We start from the raw sequence: 16,555 nt of genomic DNA on the forward strand, positions 1-16,555 counted from the left end.
CGCCCGCCTGCACGGGCGTCTCCTGAACGGTCTTGTCAGGCATGTGAAGCCCCCGGGGTCATGGAGTTGACGCAAGCTACTGAATTGCTCATAATTTCCTGTCTACTTGCCCGGTTAACCGCCCGCAAGTCCTGCTCCAAGACATACACCCCTTCCAGTTCCAAACTTCAAATATTCCAGGAATACGCCGTGGCTAACATCAAGTCCGCCAAGAAGCGCGCCAAGCAGACCGTCGTGCGCAATGCCCGTAACGCCAGCCAGCGTTCGATGCTCCGCACCTACGTCAAGAAGGTGCTCAAGGCTCTGGGCGAGAACGACGCCGCCGGCGCCGAGTCCGCCTTCGCCGCCGCCCAGCCGATCATCGATCGCTACAGCGCGCGTGGCCTCATCCACAAGAACAAGGCTGCCCGCCACAAGAGCCGCCTGAACGCCCGCATCAAGGCGCTCAAGGCCGCCTGACCGGATATCCGGGCACGCATCCGCGCCACGATACACCGTGGCGCGAACAGGAAAGCCGGCCAACGCCGGCTTTTTTGTTGTCCTCGCGCGGATTGGCGCCCGTTCCATGCGACCGCATCGCCCGGCTCCCGGGCGTGCGCCTTGCGCTGCGGTCGACGGCGGGCACGTCGCCGCCGGAATCCGCATGCGTCCCCGCGCCTGCGGGCGCAGGACGGACGCGAACGTCGCCGGCCCCATCCGCGCCCGGCTCAGCCGTCGTTGCGCGTCGAAGCGGCCGCCTCGGCCGCGGCTTCGGCAGCCTCTTCGGCCTGCCGGTCGAAGAAGGCCATCACGTCCTTCATGACGGGCCACGTGCCCTCACGGCCGATCGCGGAGACCCGGTACCAACGGTCCGTCCAGCCCAGCTCATCGATGATGCCCCGGGCCACTTCGTCCTGCTCTTCCTCCAGCAGCAGGTCGGACTTGTTGAGGATCAGCCAGCGCGGCTTGCGCAGCAGTTCGGAGTCGTGCTTGCCGAGTTCGTGCTCGATGGCACGCACCTGCTCGGCCGGGCTCACGCCCTCCACGCCGCCCTCCATGGGCGCCATGTCGACGAGGTGGAGCAGCAAGCGGGTGCGCTGCAGGTGGCGCAGGAACTGCGCACCCAGGCCGGCGCCGTCGGCGGCGCCCTCGATCAGGCCGGGGATGTCGGCGATGACGAAACTGCGATGCGCCTCGACGCTGACCACGCCCAGGTTGGGATAGAGCGTGGTGAACGGGTAGTCGGCGACCTTGGGCGTCGCGGCCGAGACCGCGCGGATCAACGTGCTCTTGCCGGCATTGGGGAAACCGAGCAGGCCGACGTCGGCCAACAGCTTCAGCTCCAGCTTGAGCACGCGCTCCTCGCCCGGCAGGCCCGGCAGCGCCTTGCGCGGCGCCCGGTTCACCGAACTCTTGAAGTGCATGTTGCCCAGCCCGCCCTTGCCGCCCTTGGCGACCAGCATGCGATCGCCATGCCGGGTCATGTCGCCGATGACCTCGTCGGTCTCGACGTTGGTGACCACGGTGCCCACGGGCACGGTGATGATGGTGTCCTCGCCGGCCTTGCCGTACATCTGCCGACCCATGCCGTTCTCGCCGCGCTGGGCGCGGAACTGTCGCTGGTGGCGGAAGTCGACCAGGGTATTGAGGTTCTCGTCGGCGACCAGCCAGACGCTGCCACCGTCGCCACCGTCGCCACCGTCCGGCCCGCCAAGCGGGATGAACTTCTCGCGACGGAAGCCCACGCAACCATTGCCCCCGTTGCCGGCGGATACCTGGATTTCAGCTTCGTCTACGAGTTTCATTGAAGGGCCGTGATCGGTGATTCGTGAATGGTGATTGGACAACGACTGGCGAGCGCCTTGCCGGCCAGTTTATGCGAACGATATCGGCCCACGATGGGGGCTGGCCTGGCGGCCAACGGCACGAGCGGCGAAACGGCCCGCCCATCACCCATCACGAATCCCGAATCACGTTCCAGAAAACGAAAAACCCCGCCGGGGCGGGGCCTTTCGCGGCATCGGCGCGGGGCGCCGGATGCCCGTGCTCAGTCGGCGATGACGCTGACGGTGCGGCGCTTCTTCGGACCCTTGGTCGAGAACTCGACCTTGCCGTCGACCAGCGCGAACAGCGTGTGGTCGCGGCCCAGGCCGACGCCGGCGCCCGGGTGGAACTGGGTGCCGCGCTGGCGCACGATGATGTTGCCTGCGTCGATCGCCTGGCCGCCATAGATCTTGACGCCCAGCATCTTCGGGTTGGAGTCGCGGCCGTTGCGCGAAGAACCTACGCCCTTTTTATGTGCCATGACTGCTTCTCCTTACTTCTTGTCGCCACCGGCGATGCCGGTGATCTCGATTTCGGTGTAATGCTGCCGGTGGCCCATCTGCTTGCGATGGTGCTTGCGGCGGCGGAACTTGACGATGCGCACCTTGTCGGCGCGACCGTGGCCGATGACCTTGGCCGACACGACGGCGCCCTTGAGCTCGTCGCCGACCTTCACGCCATCGCTGTCGCCCAGCATCAGGACGTTGTCCAGCTTCAGCTCGCTGCCGGCTTCGACATCGAGGAGCTCGACGCGCAGGGTCTCGCCCTGCATCACGCGGTACTGCTTACCGCCCGTGACTACAACTGCATACATGACCAGATTCCTCTGTAGTTATTTTGGTCGCTGCCACCCTGTTCAGGGCGGACAGAAGCGGAATTGTAGGACATCCGGCGCCCCGTCGCAATTACCGGGATCCTCGAGCGAGCGCCTGCCGGCCACCGGGGGCATGCGCCCTGGCGGAATGCGAAATCTGCTCGCTGAACCGCGGGGAACCCTTGTGTTTCATCCACGGCGCGTTTAGGTTCGAGTCAGGAGCGGCAACAGGGGGTCGCTCGCTGACATTCAGGATTCCCTGCCCCATGGGGGCATGGACCGGCATTTTCGGCGAGGTATTCCACAGTCATGGAGCATGGAGCTCACCGTCGCGCGGCCCAAGGCCCGACGGCGTCAGCGCAGACAGAAGGACCGGTGCCCGCGCGCCCCGTCGCTGCTGCAAACCTGCCCGACTTCCTGGACGACGTGGCGCATCGACGCGCCCCCTGCCCCGCCCGCCACCCGACTGACACCGCTGCAACTGGCCGCTCCTGCGGTCCGGCGAAGCGGTCACGGCGTTGCGCATCGACGCGCCCCACTGGCGTCGACGCGGACTGGGCCCACGGCACAGGGGGGTGCCGCGGGAGAAATGGACTCAAGAAAAGGATGCTCAACTCATGTCTTCGAAGAACCACGCAGGCTCCAACCGTCCACGGCACATGAAATGGACGGCGCTCGCGATCGCGACCGCTATCGTCGTGGCGCCGGCGGCCTACTCAGGCGCGAAACTCGAGAGCTTCAAGCGCCCGGTTGCGGCCACCAGCGCCAAGGCCGCGAGCCAGGTCCAGACGGACCGCTTCATCGTCACCTACCGCAACGCCCCCGGTGCGCGCACCTCGGCTGCCTCGCGCAACCAGGGCCTGGCCACTGCGGCGCGTGACGCCGGCGTCGGCATCCGCCCGATGCGCACCCTGAACAATGGCGCGGCGGTCATCAGGACCGACCGCAAGCTCGACCGCGCCGCCAGCAAGGCGCTGGCGATCGCCCTGATGAAGGACCCCAATGTCCTCAACGTCGAGCCCGACCGCCTGCTGACCCGCCAGTTCGTGCCCAACGACCCCGGCTACGCGCAGCAATGGCACTACCAGGCCGGCACCGGCGGCATCGACGCCGAGGCGGCCTGGGACACGACCACCGGCGAAGGCGTCGTCGTCGCCGTCCTCGACACCGGCAGCACGCCGCATGCGGACCTGCTGGCCAACCTGATCCCGGGCTACGACTTCATCGACGATCCCGAGGTATCGGTCGACGGCGACGGTCGCGACGCCGACGCCAACGATCCGGGCGACTGGCACGACGGCGAATGCAACATCTTCGGCATCCCCGAGGACAGCAGCTGGCACGGCACCCACGTGGCGGGCACCATCGCCGCGGTCACCGACAACGGCGTAGGCGTGGCCGGCGTTGCCCATGGCGCCAAGGTCCAGCCCGTGCGCGTGCTGGGCAAGTGCGGCGGCTACACCTCGGACATCGCCGACGCGATCGTCTGGGCATCGGGCGGCAGCGTCGCCGGCGTACCCGACAACACCACCCCGGCCGAGGTCATCAACCTGAGCCTGGGCGGCGGCGGCAGCTGCTCGGCGGTAATGCAGGACGCAATCGATGGCGCGGTCAGCCGGGGCACCACCGTGGTCGTGGCGGCCGGCAACAGCAGCTCGGACGTGTCGGGCTTCACCCCGGCGAACTGCGACAACGTGGTCTCGGTGGCCGCCACCGGCCCGGCCTATGCGTTCGCGGTGGACTACTCCAACTTCGGCGAAGGCATCGACGTCGCCGCCCCGGGCGGCAGCGGCGTGGCGCCGGCCGAGGACAACGTGCTGTCGACGCTCAACCTGGGCGCGCAGGGCCAGGAAGGCGATGGCTATGCCTGGTACGCCGGCACCTCGATGGCGGCACCGCACGTGGCCGGCACGGTCGCGCTGATGCAGTCGGTCGCGCCCAAGACACCGGCCGAGGTCGAGGAGATCCTGGTCAATACCGCGTACGCCGCCACCGGCTTCCCGGACGGCTGCAGCTTCAGCAAGCCCTGCGGCTCGGGCGTGATCGACGCGCGCTACGCCGTCGCGGTCGCCTCGGGCGCCGAACCGCTGCCGGAGGCCCCGCCGGAGCCGCCGCCGCCGCCGCCGGCCACCGAGCTGGAAAACGGCGTCACCGTCACCGACATCGAAGTCGAGGCCGACGGTACCGTCCGTTACCAGCTGTCCGTGCCCAACGGGGCGTCCAACCTGCTGTTCGCGATGTATGGCGGCGAGGGGGATGCGGACATCTACGTGCGTCATGGCGCCGAACCGACCGATACCGCGTACGACTGCCGTCCGTTCTCGTTCGGCAACGACGAGACCTGCTTCTTCCCGACGCCTGAAAGCGGCATCTGGTACGTGACCATCAAGGGCTACACGGACTCGAGCGGCATCTCGCTGTACCCGAGCTTCGTCGATCCGGGCTGGCCGCGTGCGCTGGAGGCCGAGGCCACCCAGCTCAACAACCACCGTACCCGCGTGGAGCTGGCATGGGCCGAAGGGGCCCGCCTGGTGGACATCTACCGCAACGGCGCCATCCTCAAGACCGTGCGCAACCGCAACCACAGCACCACCGACACCTTCCGCATCGTCGGAAGCGGCACCATGAGCTACAAGGTGTGCAACAACGGCACCCTGGAGTGCTCGGACGAAGTCTCCATCGACTACGCCTCGCAGAAGCGTCGCAGCCGCTGAAGCCTTCACTTGCGACACGGCGCCCCAGGACGCCAGGACGGGGGCCCGCAAGGGCCCCCGCTCCGTCCGGGGGACGCAAACCCCGGCTCCAGACCCGCGCTTCCCGTCCCAGGAGTTCCGCATGCCCCAAGCCTCGCCCCACCGCCCCCGATACGCCTCCGCGCGGGTTCATTGGGCCCCTTGCCTGCTGCTTGCCTCGCTCGCCCTCGCCGGCTGCGACCGGGGCGCCACGCCGGAAGCCAACACGCCAGCCCCCGCGGCCACTTCCGCGGCCGAAGAGGAGGTGGACGACGCCGTCGCATCGGCGCTTCCGCCGCCATCGAGCGAACGCGCGTCTAGCCTGAACATCACCAACAACAGCGGCGCGATCCGCTACGACGGACGGGTCGACAGCGCCGCGCACCGCGACGCGATCGACCGCGCCTTCGCCAACACGTTCCCCTCCGGCCAGGCCAGCGGCAGCCTCGCGGTCGACCCCGAGGCCAAGGCGCCGGCCTGGGTCGATGGCCTGGACGCCTTCCTCGCCGGTTTCAACGTCAGCGGCACCGGGCTCCGCTTCGACGGCAACCGGATCGAGCTGACCGGGAAGGTCGACCCGGATACCCGCGCGCGCCTGACCGACGCCGCCCGCGAACATTTCCCGGACGCCGAACTCGGCGGCCTCTTCATCGGTGCCGCGGACGATCCCGCGCTGGCCGCCCTGGCCGCGCTGGGTGCCGATGCCAGCGTCTCCGAGCTCGAGGGCACCCTCAACACCATGACGGTGGCGTTCGAACCCGACAGTGCCAAGCTTTCGGCGTCCAGCCTGGCCGTGCTGGCCCAGGCCGGCCAGACCATCGCCGCCATGCCACGCGACCGCCAGGTCGAGATCGTCGGCAACGCCAGCGCCAGCGACGACCCGGCCTTCGACGAACGCCTGGCCCTGCAGCGGGCCGAAGCGGTCAAGGTGCAGCTGATCGTCAACGGCGTGGGTCCCGGCCAGATCCGCACCTCGGCGCACCTGGGCGACGCCGGCGACGGGCCGGCCCCGGGCGACAGCGTCGGATTCCGCGTCGCCGACTGAACGCCGACTGCATCGCCGTCCGTCCCGGTGCCCTGCATGAACGCAAGGCGCCGGCGCGGACCCGCCCGACCCGTCTGGTTTGTTCGTGGGGATTTGCCCCCATATCGGTCTACCGATACGCTCGTCTGTTCGCCGCCGCATCGACTGGCGTCCCCTGGGGACGCGCAGGCTTCGCGGTCGACGGGTACCCCCACGACCAATGCAGGCCCCCACCTACGCATGGATACCATCCGCATCCGCGGTGCGCGGACGCACAACCTCAAGAACATCGACCTCGACCTGCCGCGCGACAAGCTGATCGTGATCACCGGCCTGTCGGGTTCGGGCAAGTCGTCGCTGGCATTCGACACGATCTACGCCGAAGGCCAGCGCCGCTACGTCGAGTCGCTGTCGGCCTACGCGCGGCAGTTCCTGTCGGTGATGGAAAAGCCCGACGTCGACCATATCGAGGGCCTGTCGCCGGCGATCTCGATCGAGCAGAAGTCGACGTCGCACAACCCGCGCTCCACGGTCGGCACGATCACCGAGATCTACGATTACCTGCGCCTGCTCTACGCACGCGTGGGCACGCCGCGCTGCCCGGACCACCACTATCCGCTCGAAGCGCAGACCGTCAGCCAGATGGTCGACCAGGTCATCGCCCTGGCCGACCGGCCCGAGACCGCCGAACAGCGCTACATGTTGCTGGCCCCGGTGATCCGCGAACGCAAGGGCGAGCACGCACAGGTCTTCGAACAGCTCCGGGCGCAGGGCTATGTGCGGGTCCGGGTCGACGGCGAGGTCCATGAAGTCGACGCGGTGCCGACGCTGGCGCTGCGGCAGAAGCACACCATCGAGGCGGTCGTCGACCGCTTCCGCCCGCGCGAGGACATGAAGCAGCGCCTGGCCGAGTCCTTCGAGACCGCGCTCAAGCTCGGCGACGGCATGGCCGCGGTGATGTCGCTTGACGTCGCCGATGCCGAGCCCTTGCTGTTCTCCTCGCGCTACAGCTGCCCGGTCTGCGACTACGCCCTGCCCGAGCTCGAGCCGCGCCTGTTCTCGTTCAACTCGCCGGTAGGCGCCTGCCAGCACTGCGACGGCCTCGGCGTGGCCCAGTTCTTCGACCCCGCCCGCGTGGTCGTCCACCCCGAGCTGGCCCTGTCGGCCGGCGCGGTGCGTGGCTGGGACCGCCGCAACGCGTACTACTTCCAGATGATCCAGTCGCTGGCCAGGCACTACGGCTTCGACGTGGACACGCCCTGGCAGGACCTCAGCGAGGCGCACCGCCAGGCCGTGCTGTTCGGCAGCGGCGACGAGCAGATCGCCTTCACCTACCTGACCGACGGTGGCAGCAGCCGGCAACAGCGCAAGCACCGCTTCGAGGGCATCGTGCCCAACCTGGAGCGCCGCTACAGCGAGACCGAGTCGCCGGCGGTGCGCGAGGAGTTGTCCAAGTACATCAGCGAGCGTCCCTGCCCCGACTGCGGCGGCGCGCGCCTGAACCGCGCGGCACGCAACGTCTTCGTCGGCGAGCACCCGCTGCCGGAGATCGTGGTGTTGCCGGTCGACGACGCGCTCGCGTTCTTCAAGCGGCTCGAGCTGCCTGGCTGGCGCGGCGAGATCGCGGTCAAGATCGTCAAGGAGATCGCCGACCGGCTGCGCTTCCTGGTCGACGTCGGCCTGGACTACCTCACCCTGGAACGCAAGGCCGACTCCCTGTCCGGCGGCGAGGCGCAGCGCATCCGCCTGGCCAGCCAGATCGGCGCCGGCCTGGTCGGGGTGATGTACGTGCTGGACGAGCCCTCGATCGGCCTGCACCAGCGCGACAACGAACGACTGCTGGGCACCCTGACGCGCCTGCGCGACCTCGGCAACACGGTGATCGTGGTCGAGCACGACGAGGACGCGATCCGCCTGGCCGACCACATCCTCGACATCGGTCCGGGCGCCGGCGTGCACGGCGGCGAGATCGTCGCCCAGGGCCAGTTGCAGGACGTACTGGAGGCGCCGCGTTCGCTGACCGGCGCCTACCTCAGCGGCCGCAAGCGGATCGAGGTCCCGGCCAAGCGGACCCGCCCCAACCCGAAGGCGACCCTGCACCTGCGCGGCGCCACCGGCAACAACCTCAAGGACGTCGACCTGGACATCCATGCCGGCCTGCTGACCTGCGTCACCGGCGTTTCCGGCTCGGGCAAGTCGACGCTCATCAACGACACGCTCTACGAGATCGCCGCCAACGAGCTCAACGGCGCTTCGCGCACGCCGGCCCCGTACCGCTCGATCGACAACATGGACCTGTTCGACAAGGTCGTGGACATCGACCAGTCGCCGATCGGCCGCACGCCGCGTTCCAACCCCGCGACCTACACCGGCCTGTTCACGCCGCTGCGCGAACTGTTCGCCCAGGTGCCGGAGGCGCGTGCGCGCGGCTATGCCGCCGGGCGTTTCAGCTTCAACGTGCGCGGCGGCCGTTGCGAAGCCTGCCAGGGCGACGGCCTGATCAAGGTCGAGATGCACTTCCTGCCTGATGTCTACGTGCCCTGCGACGTCTGCGGCGGCAAGCGCTACAACCGCGAGACGCTGGAGATCCTCTACAAGGGCTATTCGATCCACGACGTGCTGGAGATGACCGTCGAGGATGCGCTCGGCCTCTTCGAGGCGATCCCCTCGATCTCCCGCAAGCTGGAAACGCTGATCGACGTCGGCCTGAGCTACATCAAGCTGGGCCAGAGCGCGACCACGCTGTCGGGCGGCGAGGCGCAACGCGTGAAGCTGTCCAAGGAACTCTCCCGCCGCGACACCGGCCGGACGCTGTACATCCTCGACGAACCCACGACCGGCCTGCACTTCCACGACATCGAGCACCTGCTCGCGGTCCTGCACCGCCTGCGCGACGACGGCAACACGGTCGTGGTGATCGAGCACAACCTGGACGTGATCAAGACCGCCGACTGGATCGTCGACCTGGGTCCGGACGGCGGGCATCGCGGCGGCACCATCCTGGCCACCGGCACGCCCGAGCAGATCGCGGCGCTGTCGCATTCGCACACGGGTCGCTTCCTCGCCCCCCTGCTCGATGCGGCCGGCGCACGTGCCGGCGACGCGGACGAGAAGCCCGTACCCCGGCGCAAGGCGAGTCCCGCGGCGCCCACGAAGGCGAGGAAGGCAACGAAAGCCGCGAAGGCCACCAAGGGCGCGAAGCGCGCAAGCAAGAAGACCTCCTGATGAGCAAGCGCAAGAAGAGCGAAGCAACGGATGCCGGGCAGGACGCGCCCGGCGACGCGACGGCCACGAAAGACGGCGGCACGGCCGCCAAGCCGGCCCGCAAGGCGCCTGCGCGCAAGAAGGCCACGCGCCCGGCGAAGAAGACCACCGCGAAGAAGACCGCATCGCGCAAGGGCAAGGATCCGGTCACGGCGCGGGACAAGGCGGTGGGCATGCCGCTCGAGGGCTCGAGCCACGGCGGCGCCGTGGCGCCTGCGGCACCCGAAGAGGCAACCAGCACGCCGTCCGGCGCCCCTGCTCCAGATGCCGTGTCGCCCGGCACCGGCGAGACGGACACGCCCGCGCCACGCGTCCTCCAACGCATGCCGATGTCGGTCCGCTGGAACGACCTCGACGCGTTCAACCACGTCAACAACGCGCGCTACCTCACCTACCTCGAGGAAGCACGCCTGCGCTGGATGATGGGCCTGCCCGGCCTGGGCCTGGACGACGACGTCGCCCCCGTGGTGGCCGCCGCGCACGTCAACTACAGGCGGCCGATCGAATGGCCGGGCGAGGTCGACATCGAGTTGTTCGTCGAGCGCATGGGGAACACCAGCGTGAGCATCGGCCATCGCATCGTCGCCGCGCGCGATCACGGCGTGCTGTATTGCGACGGGCATGTCGTGCTGGTGTGGATCGACCGCACCACCGGCCGCGCGGCACCGCTGCCGGACGGCGTGCGCGAGGCCTGCCAGGCCTGAGCGGCTCCGTGAACGACGGATGTCCGCGTGCGCAGACGGCACGCGGACATCGGCCTATGATATGAACAGGCCGAGAATGGAGTTCGCGATGCATCGTCCCCTGTCACTGCTGGCAGCCGCCTGCCTGTTGGCCGCATGTTCGCAACCCGAGCCCGGCGGAAAGCCCGGCAAGGCACGGCTCCCCGCCGAACCGGCGCGCAACGCGAAGTCGGACCGGCCCGCCGACAGCGACGACGCGGGCGCGTCCACGCGGCTCACCGTCTACAGCGGCGACTACGATGCGCTCGGCCAGCTCACCCAGCCCATGCCGGGCATGCCGGGCTACGCCCTGGTGGAACGGCCGCTGCGTTACACGCTCGCCGCGGGTAGCAACGCGGTCACCGCCACCAACGTGTCGCCGGCGATGGATGTCGAGGCGGCCCTGCTGCAACCCCGCAGCCCCGGCGTGGGCGTCGTCGGGCAGCGCTACATCGGCGCCCTGTCCGGCACCCAGGACGTGCTTGCGCGCGCGATCGGCATGAAGATCGCCGTCGAGCACACCTCGGGCGGCGCCAAACAGACCGACAGCGGTACCCTGCTCGCGGCCAACGACGGCCTCAGCCTCGCCTTGAACGACGGCCGCATCAAGGTCATCCACGACTACGACAACTTCAGCATCATCGATGCCGGCGACGCATTGCCGCGCGAGGCCGCGCTGCAGTGGACGGTCGAGGCCGAGAAGCCCGGCGATGCCGCCTTCGTACTCAGCTATCCCATGGGCGGCATGGCGTGGCGTGCCGAGTACCTGGCGCGGATCGCCCCGGGCAAGGGTTGCCAGCTCGCGCTCGATGGCGCCGCGCAGGTCTCCAACCGCTCGGGCGTGACCTTTTCCAATGCCCGGCTGACCCTGGTCGCCGGCGAGCCGCGGCGCTCCGTCACGGGCGGGGGCGCGCGCTACCGGGAGATGGCGTACGCCGATGCGTATGCCGCCGCGCCCGCGGCGGCACCGCCACCACCCGCGGAACGACGGTCGGGGGAGTACCACGCGTACGAACTCCCGGGCACGAGCCGCGTCAGCAACGGCGCCACCGAGCGCCTGCCGCTGTTCGCCGCGCGCGATTCGGTGGCCTGCGAGCGGGTCTACCTGCTGGACGGCGGCGAGCCCGGCTGGATCCCCGATCGCCCGCAACTCGCTCCGGACGGCGCCGGTGCCACCGGCAAGCAGCCCGTGGTGGCGTCCGTCGTCATCCAGAACACCGGGGATGCGGGCCTGGGCCGGGCATTGCCGGCCGGCCGCGTGCGCGTGTTCGACGGCGAAGACTTCCTCGGCGAGTCGCCGCTCGGGCATACCGCCAACGGCGAAGAGATCCGCCTGCAGGTCGGCACCGCCTTCGACCTCTCGGCCGAGCGCGAAGCGACGGCCTTCAGCGTCGACCGCAGCGGACGCACGATCACCGAGTCGTTCGCCATCGAGCTGCGCAACGCCAAGCAGGAGGCCGCGACGGTTCGCGTGATCGAACCGCTGCCGCGCTGGCGCGACTGGGAGCTGGTCGACAGCAGCATCGCCGCCGACGCCAAGGGCGCGCAGAAGGTCGAGTTCCTCGTCCCCGTGCCGGCCGAAGGCACCACCACCCTCACCTACACGGTCCGCTACCGCTGGCCCCGGGAACTCAATCCATGAGCTGCGTCGAAACCCTCCATCATGGCGACCTGGCCGAGCTGCGCCTGGCGCGCTCGCCGGTCAATGCACTCAATCCCGCGCTGTGCACCGACCTGCGCGACGCGCTCGAGGCGGCCATCGCCGGCGGCGCGCGCGGCATCGTGCTCAGCGGCGGCCCGAAGGTGTTCTCGGCCGGCCTGGACGTGCCCTACCTGTTGTCGCTCGGCGACGATCGCGCGGCGCTCGAGTCAGCTTGGCAGTCCTTCTTCGATGCCGCACTCGGCCTCGCCGAATCGCCGGTCCCGGTGGTGGCGGCCATCGCCGGGCACGCCCCGGCCGGCGGCTGCGTGCTGGCACTGTGCTGCGATTACCGGGTGATGGCCTCCGGCCCGTACCGGATCGGCCTCAACGAAACCCGCGTCGGCCTGGCCGCGCCGGAAGGCATCCAGCGGCTGATGCGTCGGGTGGTGGGCACCTACCGTGCCGAGCGACTGCTGGTCGCGGGCGAGATGATCGAGGCCTCGCAGGCCCTGGATTTCGGCCTGGTCGACGAGCTCGCCGGCATCGACGAGGTCGCCCAGCGTGCGCTGACCTGGCTGCGCGACCTGGTGTCGCTGCCGCGCGAGGCGATGCTGCTCACCCGCCGCATCGCGCGCGCGGACGTGATCGAAGCGATGCAGCCGGAGCACATCCAGCTCGAACGCTTCCTCGACGGCTGGTACTCCGAAGGTACCCAGCACGCCCTGCACGCACTGGTGGCCAGCCTGCGCAAGTAGGCCCCCAAGCCGCGGCGATCCGTCGCGAGCCGGCTCAGTCGCCGGTCGCGACGGGGCGGGACGGGTCTTCGATCCAGCCGCTCCAGGAGCCGGTGAACAGGCCCGCGCCATGCAGGCCTGCGCGCGCCATCGCCAGCAGGTGGTGGCAGGCGGTGACGCCGGAGCCGCACATGACCACCACGTCGCCGGGCGCGGTGTCCCCCATCAGGGCCTGGAACTCCTCGCGCAGGGCGCCCGCCGGCTTGAAGCGCCCCTGCTGGAGGTTCATCGCATACGGCCGGTTGACCGCACCCGGCACGTGGCCGGCGACGCGATCGAGCGGCTCGACGTCGCCGCGGAACCGCTCGGCGGCGCGCGCATCGACCAGCATCCCGCCCCGGCGGAGATGGGCCTGCACGTCGCTGGCGTCGAATAGTCGCGAATCCTCGAAAGCACGCCCGGACGGATAATCGGCGCGATCCCGCGGCCGCGCCGGCCCGCTGGCCACGGGAAGCCCAGCGGCCTGCCAGGCATTCCAGCCGCCATCGAGCACCGCGACGCGTTCGTGGCCGAGCACGTGCAGCATCCACCACAGCCGGGCGGCGGCAAGCGCGCCGTCCGCGGCGTCGTAGACCACGACCTGGTCGTCCGGGGCGATGCCCCAATCGGCCAGGCGGGCCACGAAATCACGTGCCTCCGGCCATGGATGCCGGCCCTGTCCGTGCAGGCGGTGGTCCGACAGGTCATGGTCGAGGTCGGCATGCAGGGCGCCCGGCACATGCGCCTGCAGGAAACGCGCCTGCGCGGCGCCGGGGCTGCCGAGGTCGGCGCTCGCATCGATCACCACCAGGCCTTCGCCGCCGAGCCGGTGCAGCAGCTCGCGGGGCTCGACCAGGGTCGTCCAGGCATTCACGCGATGGCCTCCAGGCGTTGGCGGAAGTTCCACAGCATCGAAGCGGTCGCGCCCCAGATCCGCTGCCCGGGGTAACGATACTCCAGCACGCGTCGCTCGCGACCGCGGTATTGGACGACGTGGTGGCCGAGGCTGGCCGGATCGAGGAGGTAGTCCAGCGCGACCTCGAACACCGTGTCGACCTCGCCCGGGTCGGGCACGGCGACGTAGTCCGCCGCAATCCCCGCGACGACGGGCAACACCCGGAAACCGGTGATCGTCACCAGGGGGTCGAGGAAGCCCAGTGGCTGGATCTGCGGCGGACGCAGTCCGATCTCCTCGCCCGCCTCGCGGATGGCGGCCGCGGTCGCGTCGCGGTCGAAGGGCTCGATGCGCCCGCCGGGAAAACTCACCTGCCCGGCGTGGTGGCGCAACGAGTCGGTGCGTCGCGTCAGCAGGACCTGCAGGCCACTGTCGCGGGGCACCAGCCCCACGAGTACCGCGGCCTCGACGTGGATGCCTTCCGCGGGCAGGAGGTCGGCGACCTCGTCGCGATTCCAGCCGGTGCCGGTCGGCTCGCCGTGCAAGGGATGGAGCGCCGCGACGATTCGGTCGAAGGGTGCCGGCGTGCGCGAGGGCACCGGCGCGCTCACCCCCGCGAGCCCTCCCGCCCGGGCAGCACGGTCTCCATGAGGTGCAGGCGCTCGTCGTCGTTCATCTGCGACCAGCGGGCGATTTCAGCCGAGCTGCGCAGGCAGCCTTCGCAGAAACCCGCCTCGTCGAGGCTGCAGACGCCGATGCAGGGACTGAGCACGGCACGGAAAGCTGGATTCATGGCAACAGGGTATCAACTGTGGCACCCGGGCCGTCATGCGGCGTGGGCCGGGGGCGTGGCGAGGCACCGGGTGCCGGCGCCGGACAGCAGAAGCGCCGGCAGGGCCGGCGCTTCTGGATGGAGCGGGGGCCGCTCGTCCCGGCGGCCAGGCGCCACGGCGCGAGCGCCCCGGCCGGCTTACTTGACCGAGGTCAGCTTGATCTCGAACTGCACCGCCACGTTCGGCGGGAACGGCGTGCGCGGATCGGCACCGTAGGCCTTGTCCGGCGGCAGGGTCACTTCCCACTTCGTACCCGCCGGCATCTGCAGCAGCACTTCGCGCATGGCCGGCATCTCGATCTCACTGAGCTTCATCGCCGGGATGCTCTGGGCCGGGCGCGCCGGCGACGGGCGCTCGCCCCACGCGTACGGACCGGCGACCTGCAGTTCCACGGTGCTCGCCTGGGTCGGCTTGGCACCGTTGCCGGTTTCCATCACGCGGTACTGGATGCCGCTGGGCAGGGTCTTGACGCCCGACTTGGCCTTGTTCTGGGCCAGGAAGGTATCGCTCTTGGCCTTGTTCGTGGCGGCGGCCTGGTCCCACTCGGCCTTGGCCTTGGCCTGCTGGCGCTGCTGCATGTTCTGCACCGCGCTGCGCAGTTGCTCCACCGGCACCGCCGGCGCGCTCTTGGCGTAGCCGTCCTGCAGGCCCTTGATGACGGTATTGAGATCGACGGCTTCACCGCTTTCGATCGCGTTACGACCCAGGTCGTAGCCCAGCGCGTAGCTCAGCTTGCCTTTCTCAGACGATGTGTCCTGAGCGGCGGCATTGCCGACGGTCAGCACCAGGGCGGTCACGGCGACCGCGAGAAAACGCAACTTCATTCGGTAAAACCTCCGGTTTGTGGCACGGGATCCCGCGACGGGGCGGATGACTTCGATTTCGATCGCAGGGGTACCGCTCATGGGATCCGCCAGTCGTGCAGGCCTGATCGGACGCGCTAGGATAGCGGCGCACTGGCTTAACTGCCACTGACACCGCGTACTCCGACCGCGCGCGCCGCGGCGAGTTCCCGCGGGGCAATGCCACGCAGCGCCCGCCGTGGCGCGCTGGCGCGTCGATTCCGCCATCCCTTTCGACAAGGACACCCGTTCACATGCCTGAATCGCTGCTGTTGAAGACCCGCCACGACGCGGTCCTGCAGATCACCGTCAACCGTCCCGACAAGCTGAACGCGCTCAACGCCGCCACCCTCGATGCGCTGGACACCGCGTTCGCCGAAGCGGCCGGCGACGAGGGCGTGCGCGCCATCGTCCTGACCGGAGCGGGACCGAAGGCCTTCGTGGCCGGCGCGGACATCGCCGAAATGAACAGCCTGACCCCCGTGCAGGGCCGGGACTTCTCCCTGCGCGGCCAGCGCATGATGCGCCGCGTGGAAAAGATGCCCAAGCCGGTCATCGCGATGATCAACGGCTTCGCGCTCGGCGGCGGCCTGGAGCTGGCGATGTGCTGCCACCTGCGCATCGCCGCCGACAGCGCCAAGGTCGGTCAGCCCGAGATCAACCTCGGCCTCATCCCCGGCTTCGGCGGCACCCAGCGCCTGCTCCGGCTGGCCGGTCGCGCGGCGGCGATGGAATTGTGCCTGCTCGGCGCCCCGATCGACGCCCAGCGCGCGCTCGCACTGGGTATCGTCAATCGCGTCGTCCCGGCCGCGGACCTGGAGGCCGAGACGCTCAAGCTCGCCGCCCAGCTCGCTGCCTCGGCGCCGCTGGCGATGCGCGGCGTGATCGACTGCCTGAACGTCGGAGGCGCGTGCGGCATCGAAGAGGCGCTGGAATACGAGACCGCGCAGTTCGGCCTGATGTTCGCCACCGAGGACATGCGGGAAGGCACGACAGCCTTCATCGAGCGCCGCAAGCCCGCCTTCTCCGGTCGCTGATGTCCGGCGCGCCCTGCCCTTGCGGTTGCGCGGCGCCCCCCGGGCAGCGCGCGCACGCGGTCAGCGCGGCCCTGGCCGTCGACGACCTGGACATGGCGATCGAGCGTGGCCTGGTCGACGTCGATGCCTGCCAGGCATGCGCGCCCGGATGCCGCCAGCGCCTGCTCGACGCGA

At 69.7% G+C, this 16,555-nt stretch carries 12 protein-coding genes and 2 pseudogenes; 8 read left to right on the top strand and 6 right to left on the bottom strand.

Annotated features, from left to right (window positions below; all coding sequences use genetic code 11):
• The first annotated feature begins 189 nt into the window (after positions 1–189).
• On the top strand, positions 190–459 hold the full coding sequence (gene rpsT, locus FKV25_RS05195) for a 30S ribosomal protein S20 (RefSeq protein WP_141517742.1): 270 nt from the start codon (positions 190–192) through the stop codon (positions 457–459).
• A 248-nt stretch (positions 460–707) separates the two neighbouring features.
• Here rpsT and cgtA read toward each other — a convergent pair whose 3' ends face one another.
• From cgtA to rplU, 3 genes are all read right to left on the bottom strand, one after another.
• On the bottom strand, positions 708–1,784 hold the full coding sequence (gene cgtA, locus FKV25_RS05200) for an Obg family GTPase CgtA (protein ID WP_141517743.1): 1,077 nt from the start codon (positions 1,782–1,784) through the stop codon (positions 708–710).
• A gap of 242 nt (positions 1,785–2,026) precedes the next feature.
• Positions 2,027–2,284: a 50S ribosomal protein L27 gene (gene rpmA / locus FKV25_RS05205; protein ID WP_141517744.1), complete on the bottom strand. Its 258-nt coding sequence runs from the start codon at positions 2,282–2,284 to the stop codon at positions 2,027–2,029.
• Between the two features lie 12 nt (positions 2,285–2,296).
• Positions 2,297–2,617: a 50S ribosomal protein L21 gene (gene rplU / locus FKV25_RS05210; protein ID WP_141517745.1), complete on the bottom strand. Its 321-nt coding sequence runs from the start codon at positions 2,615–2,617 to the stop codon at positions 2,297–2,299.
• 617 nt (positions 2,618–3,234) lie between these two features.
• On the opposite strand from rplU, the pseudogene FKV25_RS05215 reads away from it, so the two are divergent.
• From FKV25_RS05215 to FKV25_RS05240, 6 genes and pseudogenes are all read left to right on the top strand, one after another.
• Positions 3,235–5,049 (top strand): annotated as a pseudogene (locus tag FKV25_RS05215) (S8 family peptidase); the annotation flags it as partial.
• 403 nt (positions 5,050–5,452) lie between these two features.
• Positions 5,453–6,394 carry an OmpA family protein gene (locus FKV25_RS05220; RefSeq protein ID WP_141517747.1) on the top strand — a complete coding sequence of 314 codons (942 nt, stop codon included), beginning with the start codon at positions 5,453–5,455 and terminating at the stop codon, positions 6,392–6,394.
• Between the two features lie 219 nt (positions 6,395–6,613).
• The gene (uvrA, locus tag FKV25_RS05225; RefSeq protein ID WP_141517748.1) at positions 6,614–9,598 is read left to right on the top strand and encodes an excinuclease ABC subunit UvrA; all 2,985 of its coding nucleotides are present in this window, start codon (positions 6,614–6,616) and stop codon (positions 9,596–9,598) included.
• Between the two features lie 362 nt (positions 9,599–9,960).
• Positions 9,961–10,341, top strand: coding sequence for an acyl-CoA thioesterase (locus FKV25_RS05230; RefSeq protein ID WP_141517754.1), 381 nt, complete (start codon positions 9,961–9,963; stop codon positions 10,339–10,341).
• Positions 10,342–10,429: 88 nt separating this feature from the next.
• A complete protein-coding gene (locus tag FKV25_RS05235) occupies positions 10,430–12,001 on the top strand; it encodes a DUF4139 domain-containing protein (protein WP_170218548.1) in 1,572 nt (523 codons plus the stop codon).
• Entirely contained in the window at positions 11,998–12,756 is a 759-nt protein-coding gene (locus FKV25_RS05240) for an enoyl-CoA hydratase/isomerase family protein (protein WP_141517750.1), read from the top strand. The genes FKV25_RS05235 and FKV25_RS05240 overlap by 4 nt, the downstream gene beginning before the upstream one ends.
• A gap of 34 nt (positions 12,757–12,790) precedes the next feature.
• Here the strand turns inward: FKV25_RS05240 and FKV25_RS05245 are convergent, their stop codons facing one another.
• From FKV25_RS05245 to FKV25_RS05255, 3 genes and pseudogenes are all read right to left on the bottom strand, one after another.
• Entirely contained in the window at positions 12,791–13,648 is an 858-nt protein-coding gene (locus tag FKV25_RS05245) for a sulfurtransferase (RefSeq protein ID WP_141517751.1), read from the bottom strand.
• A pseudogene (locus tag FKV25_RS05250) lies at positions 13,645–14,462 on the bottom strand (NUDIX hydrolase). The gene FKV25_RS05245 and the pseudogene FKV25_RS05250 overlap by 4 nt, the downstream one beginning before the upstream one ends.
• A 177-nt stretch (positions 14,463–14,639) precedes the next feature.
• Positions 14,640–15,326 carry an FKBP-type peptidyl-prolyl cis-trans isomerase N-terminal domain-containing protein gene (locus FKV25_RS05255; RefSeq protein ID WP_141517752.1) on the bottom strand — a complete coding sequence of 229 codons (687 nt, stop codon included), beginning with the start codon at positions 15,324–15,326 and terminating at the stop codon, positions 14,640–14,642.
• Positions 15,327–15,598: 272 nt separating this feature from the next.
• On the opposite strand from FKV25_RS05255, the gene FKV25_RS05260 reads away from it, so the two are divergent.
• Positions 15,599–16,381: an enoyl-CoA hydratase/isomerase family protein gene (locus FKV25_RS05260; RefSeq protein WP_141517753.1), complete on the top strand. Its 783-nt coding sequence runs from the start codon at positions 15,599–15,601 to the stop codon at positions 16,379–16,381.
• Positions 16,382–16,555 lie beyond the last annotated feature (174 nt).

The sequence above is a fragment of the Marilutibacter aestuarii genome (genome assembly GCF_006546775.1).
Classification (GTDB): Bacteria; Pseudomonadota; Gammaproteobacteria; order Xanthomonadales; family Xanthomonadaceae; genus Marilutibacter; species Marilutibacter aestuarii.